Here is a 22408-nt window from a genome sequence, read left to right on the forward strand (position 1 = left end):
GGACACACTATGACTGATCTCACACCTCGCGAAATCGTATCCGAACTTGACCGCTTCATCATCGGACAGAACGACGCCAAACGCGCCGTTGCTGTGGCTTTGCGCAACCGCTGGCGCCGTAAACAACTGGCTGACGATATTCGCGATGAAGTTTACCCAAAAAATATCCTGATGATCGGCCCCACCGGTGTTGGAAAAACGGAAATCTCGCGTCGTTTGGCCAAACTTGCCCGCGCACCGTTCATCAAGGTTGAAGCGACCAAATTCACCGAGGTCGGCTACGTTGGCCGCGATGTTGAGCAGATCATCCGCGATTTGGTGGATGCCGCAATCCTGCAAACTCGCGAACACATGCGGGAAGATGTAAAGGTAAAGGCCTATGCCGCCGCAGAAGAACGGGTGATTGAAGCCATTGCAGGCACAGACGCCCGCGAAGCCACCCGAGAGATGTTTCGCAAGAAACTCAAAGATGGGCTTCTGGATGACACCATCATCGAGCTTGAGCTTGCAGACACCTCCAATCCATTGGGTGGCATATTCGATATACCCGGACAGCCGGGCGGCCAAATGGGCATGATGAACATTGGCGATCTGTTTGGCAAAGCCATGGGCGGCCGCACAACCAAGAAGCGCCTGACCGTTGCCGAAAGCTACGAAGTGCTGATTTCTGACGAAGCAGACAAGCTGCTGGACGACGAAACCGTCAATGCCGCCGCGTTACAAGCGGTGGAGCAAAACGGCATCGTGTTCCTCGACGAAATCGACAAGGTCTGCGCCCGCCAAGAGGCACGCGGCGGCGACGTCTCCCGCGAGGGTGTACAGCGTGACTTGTTGCCTTTGATTGAGGGCACCACCGTGTCCACCAAACATGGTCCGGTGAAAACCGACCACATTCTGTTTATCGCATCCGGCGCCTTCCACATCGCTAAGCCGTCCGATCTGCTTCCAGAGCTTCAGGGCCGCTTGCCGATCCGGGTTGAATTGCGCGCGCTTACCGAGGAAGACTTTGTCCGCATCCTCACTGAAACTGACAACGCCTTGACCCGCCAATACACCGCGTTGATGGGCACCGAAGAAGTCACCGTGACCTTTACCGACGACGGTATCGCCGCGCTCGCTAAGATCGCGGCCGACGTCAATCAATCGGTCGAAAACATCGGGGCTCGGCGTCTGTACACTGTGATGGAGCGGGTTTTCGAAGAGCTCGGGTTTTCCGCACCTGATCGATCAGGCGAGGAAATCACGGTCAACTCTGCCTTTGTGGAGACGAATTTGGGCGCACTGGCCAAATCCACAGACGTCAGCCGCTACGTGCTCTGATTTCCCCCTAGCAGGTCCTTGAAATCACAGCCATAGTCCCGGCAAGTTGTCTTGCCGGGATTTTTCGTGCGCCTTTTCTTCATAACACTCACAGCCCTTTGTGTCTCTGCTTGCGCCGATCGCATCACTGCCCCCGTGCAGCCAGAAGCGCTGACATCAGAGAACACACGCCAGATTTATGTCGCCACCAACAGACAGCGCAATGAGGCGGGTCACCTACACGCAACACGCGGCGCAGGCATGACCTTTTTGGACACCACAGTGTCGATCCCGCCATCCCATATTCCCGGTCAGCCGCCAAGTTTCAGCGCGCGGCCCGATTCCGAAAAACACTTCGTCATTGCCCAAGAGCGCGCGATTCCGACCCTCCAGGAGTTCTCGCACCAGATTTCAAAAGACCTTGCAACCCAACCCCCTGAAGACCGAGAAGTCATTCTGTTTGTGCATGGGTTTTATAACACCTATCAGGACAGCCTGTTTCGTCTGGCCCAAATCAAAAGCGATTTTGATCTGCGCGGCGCCGTGGTGAATTTCGCTTGGCCCAGCGCAGGCAGCCCAATTGGATACGCCTATGATCGCGAAAGCGTTTTGTATTCGCGCGACGATCTGGAAGCCACGCTCCGTGCCCTTGGCACATCTCAAAACCGTCGGCTCTTGCTTGTGGGGCACTCACTGGGATCACTTCTTATCACCGAAACCCTGCGCCAAATCGAATTGAAAACTCCGGGCTGGGTGGCGCGCAATCTCGATGGGTTGGTGCTGATTTCTCCAGATATGCCGGTGGAGTTGTTTGTACGCAATCTCACACCACTCAAAACCTTACCTAGGCCCACTGTGATCATGACATCTACCCAAGACACTGCACTGCGCTTGTCCAGCCGCATCAACCGTTCAAACCAACGGCTGGGACAGCTGTCAAACCCAGATGCGTTGGCAGACTTACCAGTCATTGTTGTGGATGTGTCCAAGTTCTCCAGCGACAGCAGCAACAACCACATGACCTTCGCCGAAAGCCCCTCGCTGATCTCGCTGTTGAGCGACGCGCAAGGTGTTGACGCTCTGCTAGCGCCAGACGATCCAAACTTTCTGATGCGCAGCGCCGAACGAGTACGCGTGACCAACGAAGCTATTGCCATTCAGGTGGCGGCACCGGCTGACGGATCATGACGTCCACTGTCACCTTCGTGCGCGAAAATTTCCGGTTTTTGCTACCCGGAATTCTTCTCTCGTTTCTATCAAGCTTTGGGCAAACGTTTTTCATAGCTCTGTTTGCCGGTGAAATCCGTACTGAGTTTGGCCTGTCGCATGGCGATTGGAGTGGCATCTATCTGATCGGAACCACCGCCTCAGCTGTCATAATGGTCTGGGCTGGCGTGCTAACCGATCACTTTCGCGTCCGTATTTTGGGTGCAGTCATTTTGGTCGGCCTCGCGACGGCCTGTTTTGCCATGGCCAATTTGTCTGCCGTATGGATGTTGCCATTTGTTATTCTGGCCTTACGCTTCACCGGGCAAGGCATGCTCAGCCACATCGCGGCTGTGGCAATGGCGCGCTGGTTTGTCGCCACACGTGGCCGTGCATTGGCCATTTCTGCCCTTGGATTTGCGATCGGTCAGGCCTTGCTACCCTTGGGTGTTGTCGCCGTAAAAGACATAGTGGACTGGCACCGCTTATGGGTTGGGGGAGCCGTGGTGTCCTTGCTTGGTATTCCCATCCTGTGGGCGCTTCTTGCACAAGAACGCACACCACGCGCCGCAGCCAAAGCCAACGAGTCCTTTGGCATGAACAACCGTCATTGGCACCGCAAAGACGCGTTGGGCAATGGGCTGTTCTGGTTCATCATGCCAGCATTGCTTGGACCACCCGCGTTCAATACGGCATTTTTCTTTCATCAGGTCCATTTTGCCGAAATCAAAGGCTGGACACACTTCGATCTTGTCGCGCTTTATCCAATGTTCACAGTGGTCAGCACCGCTGCGATGCTGATTTCGGGCTGGTTACTCGATCGTTTGGGAACCGCGCGCTTATTGCCCTACTATCAACTCCCAATGGTCGTCAGTTTCCTTGCATTTGCCGGTATCCAAAGCCTTTGGGGAGGGGCAATTGGATTGATTGCAATGGCCTTGGCGTCGGGTGCAAATGCGACGCTGATCACGGCGTTCTGGGCAGAATTCTATGGCACAAAAAACATTGGTGGAATCAAAGCACTTGCGGCGGCTGTCATGGTGTTTGGTTCGGCTGTTGGCCCCGCCATCATTGGTTACTTGATTGATTTTGGAGTTGGCATTGAGCTGCAATTTGTCGGAATTGCGCTCTACTTTTTGGGGGCATGTGGTCTGGTTTGGGTGGCCATGGCGCGCTATGCCCCAACATTGCCAAAACGTGCACCGAAAACCTAACGTCTTAAATAGACGTAGTACGCTCCAGTACCGCCATGTTTGATATGCGCCTCAGCCACCTGAAGAACGCAGCTCTTCATCGGCGACAGGGCAAGCCATTGCGGGACCTGGTGTTTCAAAACCCCACGCCGCGTTGGAATTGGGCCATCATCATGCCGGTCTTTGCCTTTGCCGGTGATCACAAGCACCAACCGTCTACCTTCTGAGTGTGACCGCAGGACAAACCCCGTCAACGCCCCATGCGCCTGATCAGCCGTCATCCCATGAAGGTCAATCTTGCCTTCCGGCACGAGCTTGCCGCGCTTCATGCGACCAAAAACTTTCTTGTCCATTTGCACCGGCTGACGCGCAACACGGTCAGACACGCTGCCCATCAAATCATGACCGGGCGGGCGACTTTTCGCCAGCGCACCGACCTCAAAAGCTGGCAAAGCTTCGCGGGCAGGGTGTGCACGTGGTGTCTTGACGGGTTTGGTGATGGTTTTCGCAAAATCTGTCGGCTTCGCTTTGGGATGCAAACGTTCAGCGGTATCCGCCACCTGTCGCCAAAGCGACACGTCTTCCTCACTCAATTTCCGACGTTTCACAGAACAGACTCCGGCAACATTGCATAGGCCCGCTGTATCGGTAGCAACACCACCATGCGCCCCGGATCTTTAAGCGTGCCCGCCGCCCGCCCGGCAGCGTCACCTGTACCAAAGAAAATATCCGCCCGTTGTGCGCCCTTGATCGCAGATCCGGTATCCTGTGCGATCATCAACCGGCGCAAAGGGCCGGCTCCGTCTTTTTCCACCCAGACCGGCGCGCCAAGCGGTGTGAATTTTGGGTCCACTGCAACTGTACGCATGGCAGTGATCGACCGGTTCATCGCCCCAAGTGGACCTTTGTGTGAAGGTACCCGGCTCACTTCACGAAAGAACACAAAGCTATCGTTGTGTCGCAAAAGCTCTGCGCCATCCACAGGGTTACGATTCACCCAGTTCTTGATGACCTGTGCGCTGACTTGATGTGGGCTATAGACGCCGCGCCTCACCAACTCTGCACCAATGGAGCTGTAGTTGTGCCCGTTGGAGCCGCCGTATCCAACGCGGATGTAAGATCCATCAGGCAGACGAATTCGCCCAGATCCTTGGATTTGTAGAAAAAAAAGCTCTACGGAATCGTCGACCCAAGCGATTTCCAAACCGCGCCCATTCATCGCGCCGCTGGTTTGAAGCTGTCTCCGTGTGAGCCACTGACCTGCACGTGCTTCACGCGGCATGCGATACACCGGATACCGATAACGCGCGCTTGGCGTCAATGCACCCTCAAGCTCTGGTTCAAAATAGCCCGTGAACAAAGCCTCTTTGTTGGGTTGTTCAATCAAAACCGGGCGAAACAGCAGCTCGAAGAATTTTCGCGCATCCTTGATGCCAGTCGCGGCAGCACACAATGTCTGCCAATCTGGTGCATCCAAATCGGCGCAAGTGTTCAAGAAGACCTGACGCGCCGCCTCATGGTCATCCACTTCCCAGCCGTCAAGATCTTCAAAAGATAGGATGTTCATGGTTGTTTCGGACAAGGCTGACCCTCCGACCAAGCTACCGGCCACCAAATGAGCCGCGGCCAGCGCTGCCCGAAACGTCCGGTTCATTCGCCCGTGGCAACCAACTGCCAGTTCGGATCATCCGATCCCATCACGCGCGCAAAGGTCCAAATGTCCTTCTGCCGCTTGATCTGGCTTTCGCTGCCCTCAACGATATCGCCGCCGTTGTCGCGCACCACATGTGTCAACTCACCAATGTAACGCACAGTGATTTCACCTTCTTTGGTGGCATCGTCAAACTGCGCATTTTGCAGCGTCAGTTCGCGCACACCGATGAATTCACTTTCCACTGTCAGGCCTTTGTCTGCACGCATTTCGACCACCTGGGCGAAGCTGTCGTACACTTCTTCACCCAAAAAGGGTTTGATCTCATCAAGGTCGCCTTTCTCAAAGGCCATCAGGATCATCTCATACGCACCACGCGCGCCCCCTAGGAAGTCGCTCACACCAAACGAGGGTTCTGCAGATTTCATCTTCGCCAGCGCTTGGGCTTGTGAACTGCCTTCTTCTGCATGGTCCAGAATATCTTGGTCTGGTCCGCCCTCGATCACTTCGAGCTCCGGACCTCTGCGACGTGACGGTGCTTCGGCATCCTGTCGAGGGGCTTCAAACCCGTCTCGCGTGCCCAAAACATTGCGAAGGCGCAAAATCAAAAACACGGCAATACCGGCGAGAACCAGGAGTTGAATCAGGGAGGAGTTCATTTGAACCTCTTATTGGGCATGGAAACAGCGTTCTATCGCACTTATGTAAGTCACAGGCGGGGTCAAGTCCACCTCACCAAAAGAAGCATTGGAGTAAAGCTAAGATGTGGCTGTTATTGGCCTTTGTTGCGGTCCCTATGATTGAAATCGCGCTCTTCATCAGCGTTGGTGGTGCCATTGGTCTCTGGCCGACCCTCGCAATTGTCTTGTTGACGGCAATTCTGGGCACACATCTTGTGCGCAGCCAAGGTCTGGCGGCGCTTGGAAACGTGCAACGATCCTTTAACGAACTTGATGATCCGACTGAGCCTTTGGCGCATGGTGCCATGATCTTAATCGCAGGTGTTCTTTTGCTCACACCGGGCTTCTTCACCGATGCAGTGGGTTTCGCTTTGCTAACACCTGTTTTTCGGACGGCCATGTTCCACTACTTTCGCAAACGGGTACGCGTTCAAAGTTTCAGTATGGGCGGCACACAATCATCTGCCTTTCACACCGGCGGACATAGTTCTACGGCGCGCCGTGCCGACTCTGATGTGATTGACGGTGAGTTTTCAGAGGTCGATCCATCGCCAAAACCGGACAGCGAGCAAATCGATGCCGTTAAAAAACCCACACATACCTCGTCAGGGTGGACTAAGCATTGAGACACATACTTTGACCTGTTAAAGCAGGCCAAACGCGATTTTTTTGGAGACTCCCATGGCGGAAAACGAAAACGGTGCGGCCCAAGCGCCACAGCTGAAAATGAACGTGCTGACACAATTTGTGCGCGATATGTCGTTCGAGAATATCCTTGCGCAGAAAGGCTCTACGGGCAACCCACAGCCAGACGTTCAGGTTCAGGTGAACCTTGACGCCAAAAAGCGCAGCGCTGAGCACCAATTCGAAGTTTCCATGAAACTGAACATCACCGCCAAAAACAAAGACGACGGTGCAGAGATGTTCATTCTAGAACTGGACTACGCTGGCGTGTTCCACGTCGAAGGTGTGCCAGAAGATCAACTGCACCCGTTCTTGTTGATCGAATGCCCACGCATGCTGTTCCCGTTTGTACGCCGCATCGTGTCTGACGTGACACGTGACGGTGGTTTCCCGCCGCTGAACTTGGAAACTATTGATTTTGTTGCATTGTACCGCGCCGAACTTGCTCGTCGCGCCCAAGAGCAAGGCGAACAACAGCCGCTCGCAAACTAAGACCATTGCGGCGCTGCCCTCCAAAGGGGCGGCGCCAGCTCATGCTAGCCCAGCTTGGTCCACAGGGCATCTTCCCCCATTTTCTCTACGAATTTTTTGTGAGCCGCTTCTTCTTCTGCCGTCAATCGATTGGGGAGAGGCGAAGGACGCGCCGCAGGACGCCAATCTTCCTGCGCGGAGGCGCCGCCGACACGACCTGCGCCACCAGAAGCCAACACCAGGTCTGGCTGACGCCCACCAATGAGCTCCAGATAGACTTCTGCTAGAATTTCAGAGTCCAACAAAGCACCGTGCAGCGTCCTGGCTGCGTTGTCGATCCCAAACCGTCGGCACAAAGCATCCAATGTTGCGGGAGAGCCCGGGAACTTTTTGCGCGCGATCTCCAATGTGTCCAAAGCGCGCTCCATCGGAATTTCTGGCAAGTTCATCCAGCGCAATTCCGCGTTCAGAAACTTCATGTCAAACTTGGCATTGTGGATGACAAGCTTGCTGTCAGTGCCGATGAAATCGAGAAACTTCTGACCAAAGGCCGAAAATTCCGGTTTGTCCTTTAGCGTGACTTCGCCCGGTTGCGCCTCTCGTGGCATCGCCAGCAAATCAGGTCCGATCCCATGCACGCCAAAAGCCTCTTCAGGCATATCACGCTTTGGGTTGATATAGACGTGAAACGTCTCCCCTGTCGGCAGGTGATTGTACAGCTCCAGCGCACCAATCTCGACAATCCGGTCACCAGAAAACGGATCAAACCCAGTGGTTTCCGTATCAAGTACAATTTCACGCATGATCCAGCTGTCCCCTGATGGTGGTCACAATCTTCTCCACCTGTGTGCGTGCGTGGTCAAGTGTGTCAGTGAAGACAACATAATCTGCACGCGCCGCCTTTTCGTCGTTCGGCATCTGTTTGGCCCGAATATGGTCAAACTGCGCTTCCGTCATCGTTCCTCGTTCCAGAACACGATCTCGCTGGATTTGAGGTGAAACAGAGACACATACCACGGCGTCCATTGTGGTGTTCCCACCAGTTTCAAACAGCAAAGGAATGTCAAAAACCAAGATATCCGCAGTTGCTGCCTCCACAAAAGCTGCACGATCTTTGGCGACTAGCGGATGAACAACCTGCTCAACGGTCTTGAGAACCGCCGGATCCCGCCCGATCAACTGCTTTAGTTTGTCTCGAGACACCGCTTGATCCACCACGACCTCCGGCAACATAGCCTGCATCGCGTCTACTGCTGCACCGCCCTTTGAATAAAGCCGATGCACAGCCGCATCCGCATCCCAAACCGCACACCCCAAGTCTGCAAACATCTTGGCCGTCGTGGATTTACCCATGCCAATGGAGCCAGTGAGCCCAAGCCTAAAGCTCATCCCAACACAACCCGACGTGTGGTGTCATCCACCACCGGACGCCGGCCAAACCATCGCTCAAACCCTGGAACCGCCTGATGCAACAACATCCCAAGGCCATCTACTGTGACACAGCCTGCCTCTTGGGCGGTCCGCAGGAAATTTGTCGTCAGTGGGGTGTACACCAAATCGGTGACAAGCGTTTCTTTGCGCAACCCATCCATGGGCACCCGCAATTCTGATTTACCCGTCATCCCTAGTGAAGTTGTGTTCACCAGCGTAGCCGCCTCTTCAAGAATGTTTCCTGCCTGCACCCATTCCATCACCTTCACCCGGGCGCCAAAATCTTTACGCAGATTATCGGCGCGCACCCGTGTGCGATTGGTCAGCAAGATCTCCGGCGCGCCCGCATCCAAAAGGGATGCCACCACTGCGCGCGCCGCGCCACCAGCGCCCAACACAACAGCAGGCCCAGACGCCGCATCCCAGTTCGGCGCACCTTGTCGCAGGTTTTCAATAAACCCGTAACCATCTGTATTATCACCCATAATGCTGCCATCATTGCGGAAAATGATTGTATTCACCGCCCCAATCAACGTGGCACGATCGGTGATCTGATCGACAAATTGCAAAATGCGTTCTTTGTGCGGGAGTGTCACATTGCACCCAACAAATCCCATTTTCGGCATCGCCTTAAGCACATCTCCAAGCGCATCAGCTTCAACCTCGATCGGCACGTAGTGTCCAGCAATGCCATATGTTTTTAGCCAATGACCATGCACCAGAGGCGATTTAGAATGAGCGATCGGGTTCCCAATCACCCCAGCCAAAGGAATAGACGGCAGCGTCATGTTGGCAGTTCTCCCCGCAATGTCAGATACGACAATATTTCTACAAGCGGCATGCCAAGCACAGTGAAGTAATCTCCATCCACCTTCTCAAAAAGCCGCACACCTTCTTCTTCCAACTTATAGCCGCCAACTGAATGACGAATGCTTTCAAAGTTGCGCTCAAGGTAGTCATCTAGAAAGGCGTTGCTGAATTGACGCATGAACAGCCGCACCACACCAACAAACCGCCACAATGGTTCACCGTCCTGATAAATCACCGCAGCTGACAACAACATGTGACGATTGCCACGCAACAACATCAGCTGATTGCGCGCATCCTCGATGCTATCAGGCTTGGAAAAAATTGTACCCTGAAAATCAAGAACCTGATCACATCCAAGCACCAGCGCTTCGGGACGTTTCAAACTGACCTTGCGCGCTTTGGATTCGGCCAAAGCGTCAGCAACATCTCGTGGTGTTGCGCCCTCCGCCTGCAAAGAACGGCGGATCATCTCTTCATCCACACGAGCATTAACGATTTCGTAACCAACATTTGCGTTTAGTAGCAACTGAGCGCGTATCTCGGAGCCTGACGCAAGGATCAAGGGAGCGGGCATGTGGATAGTTCCGTGGAGAAGGGCAGGGACATCTTTGGAGTCCTTTCTGGAAACTTATGCGGAAATTTGCAAGCTGGGGAAACATCTCCCCCTTCCAAGGAAATCTCCCGTTTTCCTACACCGTGGATGAGGACAACTTTTCCTGTGGGAGGAATCACCCGGATACAAGACCATCCTCACCTTTATCCACAGTCATCCGCTTGTCATATTTCGCTCAACCCTATGGAAATATTAACAACTATTAACTTTTGCTCAAATTTCCTAAAATGGTAGGGGGTATCTATCCCCTTGTGGGTAAAGGTTGGGGGAAATCAATAATCCACAGATTTTGCGCTTCCTACAAAATCATCATCCTTTTCTATATATATTTATTTATTTAGAGAGGCTCAGACCGAACAGGTCATTCAATCCGAGGTTCCATCTGACATGGGTTACTTTCTCGTCGATATTTACCCCTATGTTCTGTCCTTTCATATTATGGCTGTGATCAGCTGGATGGCGGGGCTCTTCTATCTTCCAAGGCTGTTCGTCTATCACGCTGAGCGCGCTGAGAATGGGGACCAGCTCGACGAAACTCTGAAAATCATGGAATACAAGCTTCAGCGCTACATCATGGCACCCGCAAGCATCGCTGCGTGGATTGCCGGCCTGACTTTGGTCTTTACCCCTGGTGTTGTCGATTGGTCAGCAGTTTGGCCTTACACCAAAGCAATCGCAGTGATTTGCATGACAAGCTTTGATCATTTTCTCTTGCAGATGCGTAAGAAATTTGACCGCAATGAAAACACTCTCACAGGCCGCCAATATCGGATGCTCAACGAGGTTCCAACGGTTCTAATGGTGATCATTGTTGTATCTGTGGTCGTCAAATTCTGAGGGGTTTGACTCCGCGACGTCCTTTGCTTAGAAATACTGTCAACTGGCCCGTCCGGGCTAAGTGTCTTCCAAACATAGAGTACATGACCTGCCCCACGTTCGGGCAGTACAGGATATTTTCATGGAACAAGAAAAGCTTGCTCTTGGTGATCTAAAAGCCAAAAGCCCGAAAGATCTTCTGTCGATGGCAGAAGAACTGGAAATCGAAAACGCCTCTACCATGCGCAAAGGTGAGATGATGTTCCAGATTCTGCGTGAACGCGCAGATGATGGATGGGAAATCTCCGGCGACGGCGTTCTGGAAGTGCTTCAAGACGGCTTTGGCTTCTTGCGCTCACCTGAGGCCAACTATCTTCCGGGTCCAGATGACATCTATGTCAGCCCTGACATGATCCGTAAGTTCTCTCTACGCACCGGAGACACCGTCAACGGGGTCATGACGGCTCCTGGCGACACAGAGCGTTACTTCGCCCTCACAGGCGTGTCTCTGATCAATTTTGAAGCGCCTGAGAAGGCCAAACACAAAATTGCCTTCGACAACCTAACACCGCTCTACCCCGATGAGCGCCTGAAAATGGAAATCGAAGATCCGACAATCAAAGATCGCTCTGCGCGGATCATTGATTTGGTATCGCCGATTGGTAAAGGTCAGCGTTCCTTGATCGTTGCGCCGCCACGCACCGGTAAAACCGTGTTGCTGCAAAACATCGCGCACAGCATCGAAGCCAACCACCCGGAATGCTACCTGATTGTATTGCTGATCGATGAACGCCCCGAAGAGGTGACCGACATGCAACGCAACGTGAAAGGTGAGGTTGTGTCCTCTACCTTTGACGAACCAGCCACGCGCCACGTTGCGGTCTCCGAAATGGTGATTGAAAAAGCCAAGAGATTGGTCGAACATAAACGAGATGTTGTGATCCTTCTGGACTCAATCACAAGACTTGGTCGTGCATTCAATACTGTTGTACCGTCTTCTGGTAAGGTTCTGACCGGTGGTGTGGATGCAAATGCGCTGCAACGCCCCAAACGATTCTTTGGTGCAGCGCGTAACATTGAAGAGGGTGGCTCGTTGACCATCATCTCGACAGCGTTGATCGATACCGGTTCGCGCATGGACGAAGTGATCTTCGAAGAATTCAAAGGCACAGGTAACAGTGAAATTGTGCTCGATCGTAAAGTGGCAGACAAACGTGTCTTCCCAGCGATCGACATTCTAAAGTCCGGTACACGGAAAGAAGAGCTGCTTGTCGATAAGGGCGATCTGGCGAAAACCTTTGTGCTGCGCCGTATTCTCAACCCAATGGGCACCACCGATGCTGTTGAGTTCCTGCTTGGAAAGTTGAAACAAACCAAATCCAATTCCGAGTTCTTTGACTCGATGAACACCTAAAGGGATCTGTGATGGCCTACGTGGCTGACACAATTTTCGCTCTTGCAACGGCCCCCGGTAAAGCGGGGGTCGCTGTCGTTCGTGTGTCTGGAAGCCGGGTGGCTGAGGTGGGCAGGGCGCTCTTTGGTGATCTGCCAAAGCCCCGCTTCGCTGCACTCAAACTTCTGAAAGATCGTGAAGGCCGCCGTCTGGATCAGGCACTTGCGCTCTACTTCCCGCAGAATAACAGCTTTACTGGCGAAGAGGTTTTGGAACTTCACCTGCACGGTTCCACAGCTGTGGTAAATGCAGTGTTGCGAGTGCTGTCGGAAATGCAGGGTCTTCGCCTGGCTGAGGCTGGTGAATTTACCCGCCGTGCGTTGGAGAATGGGTGTCTGGATTTGGCTCAGGTCGAAGGCTTGGCCGATTTGATCGATGCAGAAACAGAAGCACAACGGCGTCAGGCCCTGCGCGTCCTGTCCGGTGACCTCGGAAATCTTGCAGGAAAGTGGCGCACGGATCTCATCCGAGCAGCAGCTTTGATTGAGGCCACCATCGACTTTGTAGACGAAGACGTGCCCGTTGATGTGACGCCAGAGGTTACCAACTTGCTCACTGAGGTACGTGCTGAGCTTGACCGTGAAATTGTCGGCGTTGAGAGCGCTGAACGCATTCGGTCTGGGTTCGAAGTCGCCATCCTTGGGGCGCCCAACGTTGGAAAGTCCACTCTGCTTAATGCGCTCGCAGGGCGCGAGGCTGCGATCACCTCCGAATATGCTGGCACCACGCGCGATGTCATCGAAGTCCGGATGGAACTCAACGGACTTCCTGTCACCTTGCTTGATACTGCAGGGCTGCGTGAAACTGATGACCACGTCGAAGGTATCGGTATCCAACGCGCCCGTGAACGGGCAGAGGCCGCAGATTTACGCGTGTTTTTGTTTGCGGATGGGGAAGTCCCGGATTTTGTTCCTATGAAGAATGATGTGATCCGTTCGGCCAAAGCGGATACTTTGGATGATCCGAAGGATGCGATCTCTGGGAAGACAGGTCTTGGCGTGTCTGAGCTTGTGTCAGAAATCACAGACAAGCTGTCCCAACAGGCTGGCCGATCTGGAACGGCGACCAGAGAGCGCCACCGCATCGCGATGATCCGTGCTTCAGAATCTTTGGATGCGGCGCGTGCGATTCTCGCCTTGGGTCCCGACAGCTATGATATTGGTGCCGAAGAACTGCGCACTGCGATTCGTGCTCTTGATTCCATTGTGGGTCATGTCGATGTAGAGAACCTGCTGGACGAAATCTTTTCGAGCTTTTGCATCGGTAAATAGATCAAACTTTAGGAGTGTTTCACGTGAAACATTTTGACGTCATTGTTGTGGGAGGCGGTCATGCCGGTGCAGATGCTGCTGCGGCCTCCGCACGTATGGGCGCTGCCACGGCTTTGGTGACGCTAAACAAGTCTGGTATTGGCGTGATGTCCTGTAACCCGGCGATTGGTGGGCTTGGCAAAGGCCATCTTGTTCGGGAGATTGACGCGCTTGATGGTGTCATGGGCAGGATCGCTGACAAAGCTGGCATTCAATTTCGTCTGTTGAACCGTCGCAAAGGTCCAGCAGTGCAGGGACCTCGTGCGCAATCAGATCGCAAAATCTATCGCACCGAGATGCTGGCTGAGATCGAAGCCACGCCCAACCTGACCATCATCGAAGGCGAAGCCACAGATTTTCGCATGGATGGACAGGCTGTCCGAGGTGTTATTCTGGCTGATGGATCAGAGGTCTCTGCCCACGCGGTTGTCCTAACCACAGGCACCTTCCTGCGCGGCATCATCCATATTGGCGACGTCTCTCATTCCGGCGGGCGTATGGGTGACAATGCCTCGGTGAAACTGGCAGAGCGCATCGACAGCTTTGACCTTCCTCTGGGTCGGCTTAAAACAGGCACCCCGCCGCGCTTGAACGGGAAGACCATCAAATGGGATTTGCTCGACAGCCAACCAGGTGATGACATGCCGGTGATGTTCTCGTTTTTGAACACCCGACCGTTTGCACGACAGGTGGCCTGTGGCATCACCCATACCAATTCCAAAACACATGACATCATACGCGAGAATCTCGAACGCTCTGCGATGTACGGTGGACACATCGAAGGTGTTGGGCCCCGCTATTGCCCCTCGATCGAAGACAAGATTGTGCGGTTTGCTGATAAAGACTCCCATCAAGTGTTCTTGGAGCCCGAGGGTCTTGATGATGACACCGTCTACCCCAACGGCATTTCGACATCTTTGCCTGTCGATGTGCAGGAGGCCTATGTGCGCTCAATCTATGCGCTGGAAGATGTTGAAATTCTTCAGCCGGGCTACGCCATCGAATATGACTATATCGATCCGCGCGCATTGAATGCCGACTTGGGCGTTAAAAATGTGCCGGGTCTGTATTTGGCGGGCCAAATCAATGGCACCACAGGCTACGAAGAAGCCGCAGCACAGGGCCTCGTCGCCGGCCTGAACGCGGCGTTGTCTGCCCAAGGTAAGGACCCACACCACTTCAGCCGATCAGACAGCTACATTGGTGTGATGGTCGATGACCTGATTACTCGCGGCGTGACAGAACCTTACCGTATGTTCACTTCGCGGGCCGAGTTCCGGTTGTCTTTGCGTGCAGATAACGCAGATCAACGTCTGACGCCGATCGGAATGGATCTAGGTCTCGTTGGTGAGAACCGTAGAACTGTCTTTGGCAACAAACTCGAAAAGCTGATATCGGGAAAATCTGTTCTTGAGGAGCGGGGCTTCACCCCAAAGGAAATCAATGCGGCGGGTATTGCCGTCAACCAAGATGGAAACCGCCGTACCGCATTTCAGGTGTTGGCGTTTCAGGAGGTCCAGTTCTCGGACATCTCGCCTCTGGACCCAAGGTTTTCTACCATTGACCCTGAAATTCAGGAACAGCTGGAACGTGATGCGCTATATGCGAACTACATTGAGCGTCAAAAGCGAGATGTGGAGGCCATGCGCCGTGATGAAACGCAAATCATTCCCTCCAGTTTTGATTTTGATGTGATCGAAGGTCTCAGCAATGAACTCAAGTCCAAGCTCAATGCGGTGCGCCCATCCAATTTGGGGCAGGCGGGTCGCATAGACGGCATGACTCCTGCGGCACTCACCTTGCTTCTGGCCAAGCTGCGTCAGGCTCAACGAGCGAAGTCAGCCTGATGTCCTGTCCAGATCACATCAAAGACCAGTTGAATGTTTCACGTGAAACATTGGCGCGGTTAGACGTGCTTGCTGACCTCTTGGTGAAGTGGAACCCACGGATCAACTTGGTTTCCAAGTCCACAATCGACGCACTTTGGGAGCGCCATATCCTCGATTCTGTTCAGACATTGCGCTGTGCTCCGAAAAACGCGGAGAGCTGGGTGGACATCGGAAGCGGCGGAGGTTTCCCTGGGTTGGTTATTGCGCTCATGTGTGATGAACCCGAATCCCCGGAATCTGTGACGCTGATTGAGAGCGATCAACGAAAATGCGCGTTCTTGCGCACTGTGCTGAGAGAAACGAGCGTAAAGGCCACTGTTGTCACAGATCGGATTGAAAAAGCTGAACCTCAGAATGCGAAAGTCTTGTCTGCCCGTGCTTTGGCAGACCTTTCGTTGCTTTTGGACTTTGCTGAGCGCCATTTGCAGGCATCGGGCACCGCGGTGTTCCCAAAAGGCGCACGTTGGCAAAAAGAGATCGCAAAGGCACAGGAATCGTGGTCATTTGACTATGAAGTGGTAAAAAGTATCACAGACTCAGAAGCGGTCATCCTGAAGGTCGGAGAGATAAAACGTGTCGGATCCCACACGCCCTAAGGGCCCAAAAATCATTGCCGTGACCAACCAAAAGGGCGGCGTGGGCAAAACCACAACCACCATAAATTTGGCTGCGGCGCTTGCGGAGCAAGACTGTCGGGTGCTTTTGGTGGACCTGGACCCGCAGGGCAACGCCTCTACTGGGTTGGGTGTTGAGGTTGAGGACCGCACCTATACAACGTACGACCTGTTGACCGGGGAGGTGGAGCTTGAGGAAGTGATACTCCCCACGGATTCCGAAAACATGATGATTGTTCCGGCAACCGTTGATCTCAGTTCAGCTGATATCGAACTCATGTCGAACGAAAAGCGCAGTTTTTTGCTGCATGATGCCTTGCGACAGACGGCAATGGATCCCTACGATTTTGACTTTGTATTGATCGATTGCCCACCATCATTGAACCTTCTGACGGTCAACGCAATGATCGCGGCCCATTCTGTGCTGATACCTTTGCAAAGTGAGTTCTTTGCCCTGGAGGGACTTTCGCAACTGATGTTGACCGTTCGCGAGGTTCGTCAAACCGCCAATAGCAACCTGCGCATCGAGGGTGTCGTGCTGACAATGTATGATGCGCGTAACAACCTGTCTCAGCAGGTTGAGCAAGATGCGCGCGACAACCTTGGAGATCTGGTCTTTGACACAAAGATCCCAAGGAATGTTCGCGTGTCGGAAGCGCCCTCCTATGCACAGTCTGTGTTGGACTACGACCCGACGTCAAAAGGTGCGGTGGCATATCGTGCCTTGGCCAAAGAACTGCTGGCAAAAAACTATAAAATAGCCGCTTAAGGGAGGCACCAGATGGCAGATAAGAAAAAACAACGTGGCCTAGGTCGTGGTCTCAGCGCATTGATGGCAGATGTCACTGAAGACAACACTCGTCAGGAAAATGAAACGCCACGTCGGGCTGATCTGGTTGTGCCCATTGAGCGAATTGAACCAAACCCTGACCAGCCACGAAGGGATTTCACCCCGGAACAACTCGAAGATCTTTCGAACTCCATCCGTGAAAAGGGTGTTATCCAGCCATTGATCGTCCGCAGGAAAGGCGCTGATCGCTATGAAATTGTTGCGGGGGAGCGCCGCTGGCGTGCCTCACAAATGGCAACGCTACATGAACTGCCTGTCATTGTTCGTGACTACGACGACACTGAAGTCCTCGAAATTGCCATCATCGAAAACATCCAGCGTGCGGATCTGAACCCAGTGGAAGAGGCGATGGGTTATCGCCAACTGATGCAGAAGTTTGGTCACACACAAGAGAAGGTGTCCGAAGCACTTGGCAAAAGTCGCAGCCACATCGCCAACCTTATGCGACTGCTGAATTTGCCGGATGATGTTCAAGTGATGCTGCGCGAGGGTCATCTGTCTGCCGGCCATGCGCGCGCCCTGATTACATCTGACAACGCTTCCGAGCTTGCGCGCAAGGTGGTGAAAGATGGCATGTCCGTCCGCCAGACCGAAAAACTGGCGAAAAAAACAGGCTCTCTCGTCGAGCAAACTAAAAAATCACGCCCAAAGACCCATAAGGACGCTGATACAGTTGCTCTAGAGGGCGATCTTTCGGCGAATTTGGGCATGAAAGTTGCGGTTGATCATGTTTCTGGCGGCGAGAATGGAAAAATTACCATTACTTATCAATCACTTGATGAGCTTGATGAGTTGTGTCGAATTTTGTCAGCTACGAGTTAGGCCGCGACCAGATGAAAAAAAGTACCGCGCTCAAAACCACCGCTTGAATGACCAAAACGGTGGTTTTGACGCCAAAGACCAGCGAAATACCGAAAACCACAGCAATCGACACAGTTGCCGCTTTTTTTGCAGCTGGACGGATCGCGCCGCTGCGATGCCAGTCCTCTATCATGGGCCCGAAGGTTTTGTGCGTTAGCAACCATGTATGAAGCCGCTCAGAGGATCGGGCAAAACAGAAGGTAGCCAGAAGTAGAAATGGCACGGTGGGCAACAGGGGGAGGACAACCCCGATCAACGCGAGCGCAACACAGGTCAGTCCACAGATCAGCCAGAGCACGCGCATTTAGTCCACCAAAAGTTCAGCTAGAACTGAGTTAAGCACCATCCGGCCCTGAGGCAAGACGCGCAGCCTCACATCGTCAACTTCGATCATGCCAATTTCAATGAGATGATCAAAACGCGGCCCGCCGAGCGCTTGCCCCGCCAAATCTTCATACCGACGAAGATCAACGCCTTCAGTCAGCCGAAGACCCATCAACAGAAATTCTGCCGCTTGTCCGTCTCGCGGAACAGCTTCGCGCAAGTTCTCACCGTTTCCACTTTCTGCCTGTTCCAACCACTTATTCGGGTTACGCCAAGTCTCAATCGCATGGCGTTGGCCGTCAAAAGTGAGCCGGGCATGCGCACCGGGCCCAATTCCGGCGTAGTCGCCATAGCGCCAATAGATTTGGTTGTGACGGGATTCCGACCCAAGCGCGGCATAGTTAGACACCTCATAGGGCAACATGCCTGCATCAGCACAAATCGCCTGTGTGATTTCATACATGTCTGCAGCAAGATCGTCTTCGGGCAAGCCACGCAGTTTTCCGCGGTTGTACCGGTCGCCAAATGCAGTGCCCTGTTCAACAGTGAGTTGATAGAGCGATAGGTGATCAATGGCCATCGAAAGTGCTTCACGCAGTTCAGATTGCCAGCTCTCAATGGTTTGATCTTGTCGGGCATAAATCAGATCAAAGCTCACGCGATCAAAGGTTTTTCTCGCGATATCAAAGGCCTGACGTGCTTCGTCTACGGTGTGTATGCGTCCAAGCCGCTGCAGATCGCGATCATTGAGCGCCTGAATACCCATGGAAATACGGTTGACGCCACCATCGCGATACCCGGCAAATCGACCGGCCTCAACGGACCCGGGATTCGCCTCTAGGGTGATTTCCATGTCGTTGGCGGTTGGCCATAGCTTGCGCACCCGCTCCAGAATCGCGGCCACAACGTCGGGGTCCATCAAACTGGGGGTGCCACCGCCAAAAAACACAGTGTTCAGAATTCGACCGGAGGTTTCTGCGGCAACACGGTCCAATTCGTTCAAATAGGCTCTAAGCCATCTTGATTGATCGATTTCACGGCTCACATGGCTGTTGAAATCGCAGTAGGGGCATTTGGCCTGACAAAATGGCCAATGTATATACAGGCCAAAGCCCCCGTTTTGCCAATCTTCAGCCAAAACAACCCGCCACAAAGGCTTTCACCGCGCGACCGCGATGGCTGATTTTGTTCTTTTCCCAGCGGTCCATTTCCGCAAAGGTGACGTCGTGCCCCTCGGGCACAAACATCGGGTCATATCCAAAGCCGTCTTTGCCACGCATTGGCCAAACCAAATGGCCGGGCGCGACACCCTCAAAGACCTCGTCATGTCCATCGGGCCACGCCAATACCAAAGTAGACCGAAACTGTGCCAAACGCGGATGCGGTGCATCGATCGCTTCAAGCTCGTTATGTGCGCGTGTCATCGCCATCACAAAATCGCGGCCATTGCCGGTTTCTGCCCAATCCGCGGTATACACCCCCGGGGCGCCGTTTAGTGCGTCGATGGTGATGCCGCTGTCATCCGATAGGGCAGGGAGCCCAGTCGCCTTCGCAGCTGCATGCGCCTTGATCCGTGCATTGCCGACAAAGGTGTCCTCGGTTTCTTCCGGCTCTGGCAGGTCCAGCTCTGCGGCGCCAATGACGGACACACCAAAGGGCTCAAGCAGATGGATCATCTCCTCAAGCTTGCCTTTGTTGTGTGTCGCCATCAGCAGCTTTTTGTCGGAAAATTTCCGGGTCATGCCACCGCTGCCTGCTGTGCGGCAACCAATTCAGCCACGCCCTTTTCGGCCAGATCCAAAAGCTGATTCATTTGATCACGCGAATAGGTGGAGCCCTCAGCGCTCATCTGCGTTTCGATCATCTGACCATTCGCCAGCATGATAAAGTTGCCATCAACACCGGCTTCGCTGTCCTCTGGGTAGTCCAGATCTAGCACCGGCTGACCGGCGTAAATGCCACAAGACACTGCAGCCACGGGAGAAATAAGCGGATCAGTGATCACATCACCGGCTTTCATCAACTTGTTCACTGCCAGACGCAGCGCCACCCAACCGCCGGTGATTGACGCACAACGTGTGCCGCCATCAGCCTGAATAACATCACAATCCACAGTGATCTGACGTTCACCCAAAGCAACACGATCCACGCCGGCGCGCAGTGAGCGGCCAATCAAGCGTTGGATTTCCACGGTACGACCGCCCTGTTTGCCAGAGGTGGCCTCGCGGCGCATGCGTGAGGATGTCGAGCGTGGCAGCATGCCATATTCTGCCGTGACCCAACCCAAGCCGGAGCCTTTGATAAAGGGTGGAACCCGCGCTTCCAGCGAGGCGGTACACAACACGTGGGTGTCGCCCATTTTGATCAAACAAGAGCCTTCGGCATGTTTGGTCACATTGGTTTCGATGGACACTTCACGCATTTCATTAAGCTGACGACCTGAGGGGCGCATGGAAATCTTCCTTTGTTGGTTTGCAGAGGGCATAAACGCGCAGTGCGGTGTGGCGCAACCCCGATTGACCTTTGGCTTTAAGGCTATTTTATTGAAACAACAAAGGCACGGGCGAATGACAGACAGTAGCAAAATTCTCAACGAGATGAATGATCGCTCCCGCGAGGTGTTTCGCCGCGTGGTCGAGGGGTATTTGGAAACCGGCGATCCGGTGGGTTCACGTACACTGACCCGCTCCCTGTCAGAGAAAGTGAGCGCCGCGACAATTCGAAATGTGATGCAGGATCTGGAGTACCTCGGCCTGCTGGACAGCCCGCATATCTCTGCCGGGCGAATCCCAACTCAGCAAGGTCTGCGGATGTTTGTGGACGGTCTTTTGGAGGTGGGAGACCTCGATCAGGGCGACCGCCAAAAAATCGACGCGACCATGGGTGACCAAGCAGATGGCGATGTGGGTAACATGCTGGATCGGGTCTCAACCGCGCTCTCAGGCGTCACACAAGGGGCCTCGCTGGTTCTTGCACCCAAACACGAAGCCCCAATTAAGCACATCGAATTTGTTTCTCTGGGCCATGACCGCGCTTTGGTGGTGCTAGTCTTTGCAGATGGCCACGTGGAAAACCGGTTGTTCACACCGCCCGCTGGTCAAACCCCAAGCTCCATGCGCGAGGCTGCGAATTTCCTCAACGCTGTCGCTGAGGGCCGCACGCTCAGCGAGTTGGGGTCAGCCGTGAAAGAAGAAATCGCCAAACGCCGTCAGGAGATCGATTCACTCGCCGCGGATCTTGTGGAAAATGGTTTGGTGCTGTGGGCTGATGAGGGCGAGCAACAAGAGCGGCTGATCGTGCGAGGACGTGCGAATCTTTTGGGCACGGATGAGGAAGAACAGGATTTGGAACGGATCAGATCCCTGTTTGATGACCTAGAACGTAAACGAGATATTGCTGATTTCCTGGAACTTGCCGAAGAAGGCGACGGTGTGCGCATTTTTATTGGCTCTGAGAACAAACTTTTTTCACTTTCGGGTTCCTCTTTGGTGGTGTCTCCCTATATGAACGCTGATCGTAAGATCGTGGGTGCTGTCGGGGTCATCGGACCCAAGCGCCTGAACTATGGACGCATCGTGCCGATTGTGGATTACACGGCACAATTGGTCGGTAAATTGATAACCGACCGCGGTTAGAGGTGAGAAATGGCTGAGCCGAAAGAAAACGAGTTTCTGGACGACATCGCAGATGCCGAGGCCGAAGAATTTGCTCAAAGCTTGGATGAGCTTGACGATGAGGCGATTGAGATTGACGAGCTGCGTGCCGAACGCGACGCGTTAAAAGATCGCTGGATGCGCGCACTGGCGGATGCTGAGAATTCTCGCAAACGCGGCGACAAGGCCCGTCGCGAAGCAGAGCAATATGGCGGCTCCAAACTGGCCCGTGACATGTTGCCGGTGTTTGACAACATGAAACGTGCGGTCGAAACCATCACAGAAGAGCAGAAAGAAGCCTCTGCTGCGCTGATCGAAGGCATTGAGCTCACCATGCGTGAGCTGCTGAAAACCTTCTCCAAACACGGCATCGAAGTGATCTCCCCTGAAGTGGGTGATAAGTTTGACCCCAACGTACACGAGGCCATGTTCGAAGCGCCTGTGCCCGGCACAAAGTCCGGTGAAATCATCCAGGTTTCTGCCCAAGGCTTCATGCTGCACGACCGCCTTCTGCGCCCTGCGCAAGTCGGCGTGAGTTCCAACCCGGGCTAAACAGCTGCACATATCCTTGCTACAAAGCTCCCGATGTTTCGGGAGCTT

General features: G+C 53.8%; 25 protein-coding genes. 14 read left to right on the forward strand and 11 right to left on the reverse strand.

Annotated features, from left to right (window positions below; all coding sequences use genetic code 11):
* The first annotated feature begins 9 nt into the window (after positions 1-9).
* The 3 genes from hslU to ABWV47_RS10815 are packed head-to-tail and all read left to right on the forward strand — an operon-like array spanning position 10 to position 3719.
* Entirely contained in the window at positions 10-1320 is a 1311-nt protein-coding gene (hslU, locus tag ABWV47_RS10805) for an ATP-dependent protease ATPase subunit HslU (RefSeq protein ID WP_353311585.1), read from the forward strand.
* 51 nt (positions 1321-1371) lie between these two features.
* Complete coding sequence (locus ABWV47_RS10810) at positions 1372-2487, forward strand: alpha/beta hydrolase (protein WP_353311586.1); 1116 nt, start codon at positions 1372-1374, stop codon at positions 2485-2487.
* Positions 2484-3719, forward strand: a complete 1236-nt coding sequence (locus tag ABWV47_RS10815) for an MFS transporter (RefSeq protein ID WP_353311588.1) — start codon at positions 2484-2486, stop codon at positions 3717-3719. The genes ABWV47_RS10810 and ABWV47_RS10815 overlap by 4 nt, the downstream gene beginning before the upstream one ends.
* On the opposite strand, the gene ABWV47_RS10820 is transcribed toward ABWV47_RS10815, so the two are convergent.
* The 3 genes from ABWV47_RS10820 to ABWV47_RS10830 are packed head-to-tail and all read right to left on the reverse strand — an operon-like array spanning position 3716 to position 6008.
* The gene (locus ABWV47_RS10820) at positions 3716-4306 is read right to left on the reverse strand and encodes a Smr/MutS family protein (protein WP_353311590.1); all 591 of its coding nucleotides are present in this window, start codon (positions 4304-4306) and stop codon (positions 3716-3718) included. The two genes, ABWV47_RS10815 and ABWV47_RS10820, sit on opposite strands and share 4 nt — an antisense overlap.
* Positions 4303-5352: a murein transglycosylase A gene (gene mltA, locus ABWV47_RS10825; protein WP_353311592.1), complete on the reverse strand. Its 1050-nt coding sequence runs from the start codon at positions 5350-5352 to the stop codon at positions 4303-4305. The genes ABWV47_RS10820 and mltA overlap by 4 nt, the downstream gene beginning before the upstream one ends.
* The gene (locus tag ABWV47_RS10830; protein ID WP_353311594.1) at positions 5349-6008 is read right to left on the reverse strand and encodes a Tim44/TimA family putative adaptor protein; all 660 of its coding nucleotides are present in this window, start codon (positions 6006-6008) and stop codon (positions 5349-5351) included. The genes mltA and ABWV47_RS10830 overlap by 4 nt, the downstream gene beginning before the upstream one ends.
* Before the next feature lie 104 nt (positions 6009-6112).
* On the opposite strand from ABWV47_RS10830, the gene ABWV47_RS10835 reads away from it, so the two are divergent.
* Positions 6113-6655 (forward strand): FxsA family protein, encoded by a 543-nt coding sequence (locus ABWV47_RS10835; protein WP_353311596.1) that lies wholly within the window; start codon positions 6113-6115, stop codon positions 6653-6655.
* A gap of 55 nt (positions 6656-6710) precedes the next feature.
* Positions 6711-7205 (forward strand): protein-export chaperone SecB, encoded by a 495-nt coding sequence (gene secB / locus ABWV47_RS10840; RefSeq protein ID WP_353311598.1) that lies wholly within the window; start codon positions 6711-6713, stop codon positions 7203-7205.
* 44 nt (positions 7206-7249) lie between these two features.
* On the opposite strand, the gene dnaQ is transcribed toward secB, so the two are convergent.
* Genes dnaQ through ABWV47_RS10860 form a run of 4 tightly spaced genes read right to left on the reverse strand, consistent with a single transcriptional unit; the run spans position 7250 to position 9999 of the window.
* A complete protein-coding gene (dnaQ, locus tag ABWV47_RS10845; protein WP_353311600.1) occupies positions 7250-7987 on the reverse strand; it encodes a DNA polymerase III subunit epsilon in 738 nt (245 codons plus the stop codon).
* Positions 7980-8573 carry a dephospho-CoA kinase gene (coaE, locus tag ABWV47_RS10850; RefSeq protein ID WP_353311602.1) on the reverse strand — a complete coding sequence of 198 codons (594 nt, stop codon included), beginning with the start codon at positions 8571-8573 and terminating at the stop codon, positions 7980-7982. Before coaE ends, dnaQ begins: the two co-directional genes overlap by 8 nt.
* Entirely contained in the window at positions 8570-9403 is an 834-nt protein-coding gene (locus ABWV47_RS10855) for a shikimate dehydrogenase (protein WP_353311604.1), read from the reverse strand. Before ABWV47_RS10855 ends, coaE begins: the two co-directional genes overlap by 4 nt.
* Positions 9400-9999 carry a Maf family protein gene (locus ABWV47_RS10860; protein ID WP_353311606.1) on the reverse strand — a complete coding sequence of 200 codons (600 nt, stop codon included), beginning with the start codon at positions 9997-9999 and terminating at the stop codon, positions 9400-9402. The genes ABWV47_RS10855 and ABWV47_RS10860 overlap by 4 nt, the downstream gene beginning before the upstream one ends.
* 426 nt (positions 10000-10425) lie before the next feature.
* Here ABWV47_RS10860 and hemJ point away from each other — a divergent pair, with 426 nt between their 5' ends.
* From hemJ to ABWV47_RS10895, 7 genes are all read left to right on the forward strand, one after another.
* The gene (hemJ, locus tag ABWV47_RS10865; RefSeq protein ID WP_353311608.1) at positions 10426-10875 is read left to right on the forward strand and encodes a protoporphyrinogen oxidase HemJ; all 450 of its coding nucleotides are present in this window, start codon (positions 10426-10428) and stop codon (positions 10873-10875) included.
* Positions 10876-10996: 121 nt separating this feature from the next.
* On the forward strand, positions 10997-12268 hold the full coding sequence (gene rho / locus ABWV47_RS10870; RefSeq protein ID WP_353311610.1) for a transcription termination factor Rho: 1272 nt from the start codon (positions 10997-10999) through the stop codon (positions 12266-12268).
* 11 nt (positions 12269-12279) lie between these two features.
* The gene (gene mnmE / locus ABWV47_RS10875; protein WP_353311611.1) at positions 12280-13578 is read left to right on the forward strand and encodes a tRNA uridine-5-carboxymethylaminomethyl(34) synthesis GTPase MnmE; all 1299 of its coding nucleotides are present in this window, start codon (positions 12280-12282) and stop codon (positions 13576-13578) included.
* 23 nt (positions 13579-13601) lie between these two features.
* A complete protein-coding gene (gene mnmG, locus ABWV47_RS10880) occupies positions 13602-15464 on the forward strand; it encodes a tRNA uridine-5-carboxymethylaminomethyl(34) synthesis enzyme MnmG (protein ID WP_353311613.1) in 1863 nt (620 codons plus the stop codon).
* On the forward strand, positions 15464-16102 hold the full coding sequence (rsmG, locus tag ABWV47_RS10885) for a 16S rRNA (guanine(527)-N(7))-methyltransferase RsmG (protein ID WP_353311615.1): 639 nt from the start codon (positions 15464-15466) through the stop codon (positions 16100-16102). Before mnmG ends, rsmG begins: the two co-directional genes overlap by 1 nt.
* A complete protein-coding gene (locus tag ABWV47_RS10890) occupies positions 16080-16889 on the forward strand; it encodes a ParA family protein (protein ID WP_353311617.1) in 810 nt (269 codons plus the stop codon). The genes rsmG and ABWV47_RS10890 overlap by 23 nt, the downstream gene beginning before the upstream one ends.
* 12 nt (positions 16890-16901) lie before the next feature.
* On the forward strand, positions 16902-17792 hold the full coding sequence (locus tag ABWV47_RS10895; protein ID WP_353311619.1) for a ParB/RepB/Spo0J family partition protein: 891 nt from the start codon (positions 16902-16904) through the stop codon (positions 17790-17792).
* On the opposite strand, the gene ABWV47_RS10900 is transcribed toward ABWV47_RS10895, so the two are convergent.
* Genes ABWV47_RS10900 through rph form a run of 4 tightly spaced genes read right to left on the reverse strand, consistent with a single transcriptional unit; the run spans position 17782 to position 20607 of the window.
* On the reverse strand, positions 17782-18135 hold the full coding sequence (locus tag ABWV47_RS10900) for a YbaN family protein (RefSeq protein ID WP_353311621.1): 354 nt from the start codon (positions 18133-18135) through the stop codon (positions 17782-17784). The genes ABWV47_RS10895 and ABWV47_RS10900 overlap by 11 nt on opposite strands.
* The gene (hemW, locus tag ABWV47_RS10905; protein ID WP_353311623.1) at positions 18136-19293 is read right to left on the reverse strand and encodes a radical SAM family heme chaperone HemW; all 1158 of its coding nucleotides are present in this window, start codon (positions 19291-19293) and stop codon (positions 18136-18138) included.
* Entirely contained in the window at positions 19286-19897 is a 612-nt protein-coding gene (gene rdgB, locus ABWV47_RS10910; RefSeq protein WP_353311625.1) for an RdgB/HAM1 family non-canonical purine NTP pyrophosphatase, read from the reverse strand. The genes hemW and rdgB overlap by 8 nt, the downstream gene beginning before the upstream one ends.
* The gene (gene rph / locus ABWV47_RS10915) at positions 19894-20607 is read right to left on the reverse strand and encodes a ribonuclease PH (protein ID WP_353311627.1); all 714 of its coding nucleotides are present in this window, start codon (positions 20605-20607) and stop codon (positions 19894-19896) included. The genes rdgB and rph overlap by 4 nt, the downstream gene beginning before the upstream one ends.
* Positions 20608-20722: 115 nt before the next feature.
* On the opposite strand from rph, the gene hrcA reads away from it, so the two are divergent.
* Together hrcA and ABWV47_RS10925 are read left to right on the forward strand one after the other, a co-directional pair.
* Complete coding sequence (gene hrcA / locus ABWV47_RS10920) at positions 20723-21790, forward strand: heat-inducible transcriptional repressor HrcA (protein WP_353311629.1); 1068 nt, start codon at positions 20723-20725, stop codon at positions 21788-21790.
* A 9-nt stretch (positions 21791-21799) separates the two neighbouring features.
* A complete protein-coding gene (locus tag ABWV47_RS10925) occupies positions 21800-22360 on the forward strand; it encodes a nucleotide exchange factor GrpE (RefSeq protein ID WP_353311631.1) in 561 nt (186 codons plus the stop codon).
* Positions 22361-22408 lie beyond the last annotated feature (48 nt).

It is taken from the genome of Shimia sp. NS0008-38b (assembly GCF_040370365.1).
Classification (GTDB): domain Bacteria; phylum Pseudomonadota; class Alphaproteobacteria; order Rhodobacterales; family Rhodobacteraceae; genus Shimia.

Coding starts and splice junctions, on each gene's coding strand:
- hslU (WP_353311585.1), top strand. CDS start 10: ATGACTGATCTCACACCTCGCGAAATCGTATCCGAACTTGACCGCTTC.
- ABWV47_RS10815 (WP_353311588.1), top strand. CDS start 2,484: ATGACGTCCACTGTCACCTTCGTGCGCGAAAATTTCCGGTTTTTGCTA.
- mltA (WP_353311592.1), bottom strand. CDS start 5,352: ATGAACCGGACGTTTCGGGCAGCGCTGGCCGCGGCTCATTTGGTGGCC.
- ABWV47_RS10830 (WP_353311594.1), bottom strand. CDS start 6,008: ATGAACTCCTCCCTGATTCAACTCCTGGTTCTCGCCGGTATTGCCGTG.
- ABWV47_RS10835 (WP_353311596.1), top strand. CDS start 6,113: ATGTGGCTGTTATTGGCCTTTGTTGCGGTCCCTATGATTGAAATCGCG.
- secB (WP_353311598.1), top strand. CDS start 6,711: ATGGCGGAAAACGAAAACGGTGCGGCCCAAGCGCCACAGCTGAAAATG.
- dnaQ (WP_353311600.1), bottom strand. CDS start 7,987: ATGCGTGAAATTGTACTTGATACGGAAACCACTGGGTTTGATCCGTTT.
- coaE (WP_353311602.1), bottom strand. CDS start 8,573: ATGAGCTTTAGGCTTGGGCTCACTGGCTCCATTGGCATGGGTAAATCC.
- ABWV47_RS10855 (WP_353311604.1), bottom strand. CDS start 9,403: ATGACGCTGCCGTCTATTCCTTTGGCTGGGGTGATTGGGAACCCGATC.
- ABWV47_RS10860 (WP_353311606.1), bottom strand. CDS start 9,999: ATGCCCGCTCCCTTGATCCTTGCGTCAGGCTCCGAGATACGCGCTCAG.
- hemJ (WP_353311608.1), top strand. CDS start 10,426: ATGGGTTACTTTCTCGTCGATATTTACCCCTATGTTCTGTCCTTTCAT.
- rho (WP_353311610.1), top strand. CDS start 10,997: ATGGAACAAGAAAAGCTTGCTCTTGGTGATCTAAAAGCCAAAAGCCCG.
- mnmE (WP_353311611.1), top strand. CDS start 12,280: ATGGCCTACGTGGCTGACACAATTTTCGCTCTTGCAACGGCCCCCGGT.
- rsmG (WP_353311615.1), top strand. CDS start 15,464: ATGTCCTGTCCAGATCACATCAAAGACCAGTTGAATGTTTCACGTGAA.
- ABWV47_RS10895 (WP_353311619.1), top strand. CDS start 16,902: ATGGCAGATAAGAAAAAACAACGTGGCCTAGGTCGTGGTCTCAGCGCA.
- ABWV47_RS10900 (WP_353311621.1), bottom strand. CDS start 18,135: ATGCGCGTGCTCTGGCTGATCTGTGGACTGACCTGTGTTGCGCTCGCG.
- rdgB (WP_353311625.1), bottom strand. CDS start 19,897: ATGACCCGGAAATTTTCCGACAAAAAGCTGCTGATGGCGACACACAAC.
- rph (WP_353311627.1), bottom strand. CDS start 20,607: ATGCGCCCCTCAGGTCGTCAGCTTAATGAAATGCGTGAAGTGTCCATC.
- hrcA (WP_353311629.1), top strand. CDS start 20,723: ATGACAGACAGTAGCAAAATTCTCAACGAGATGAATGATCGCTCCCGC.
- ABWV47_RS10925 (WP_353311631.1), top strand. CDS start 21,800: ATGGCTGAGCCGAAAGAAAACGAGTTTCTGGACGACATCGCAGATGCC.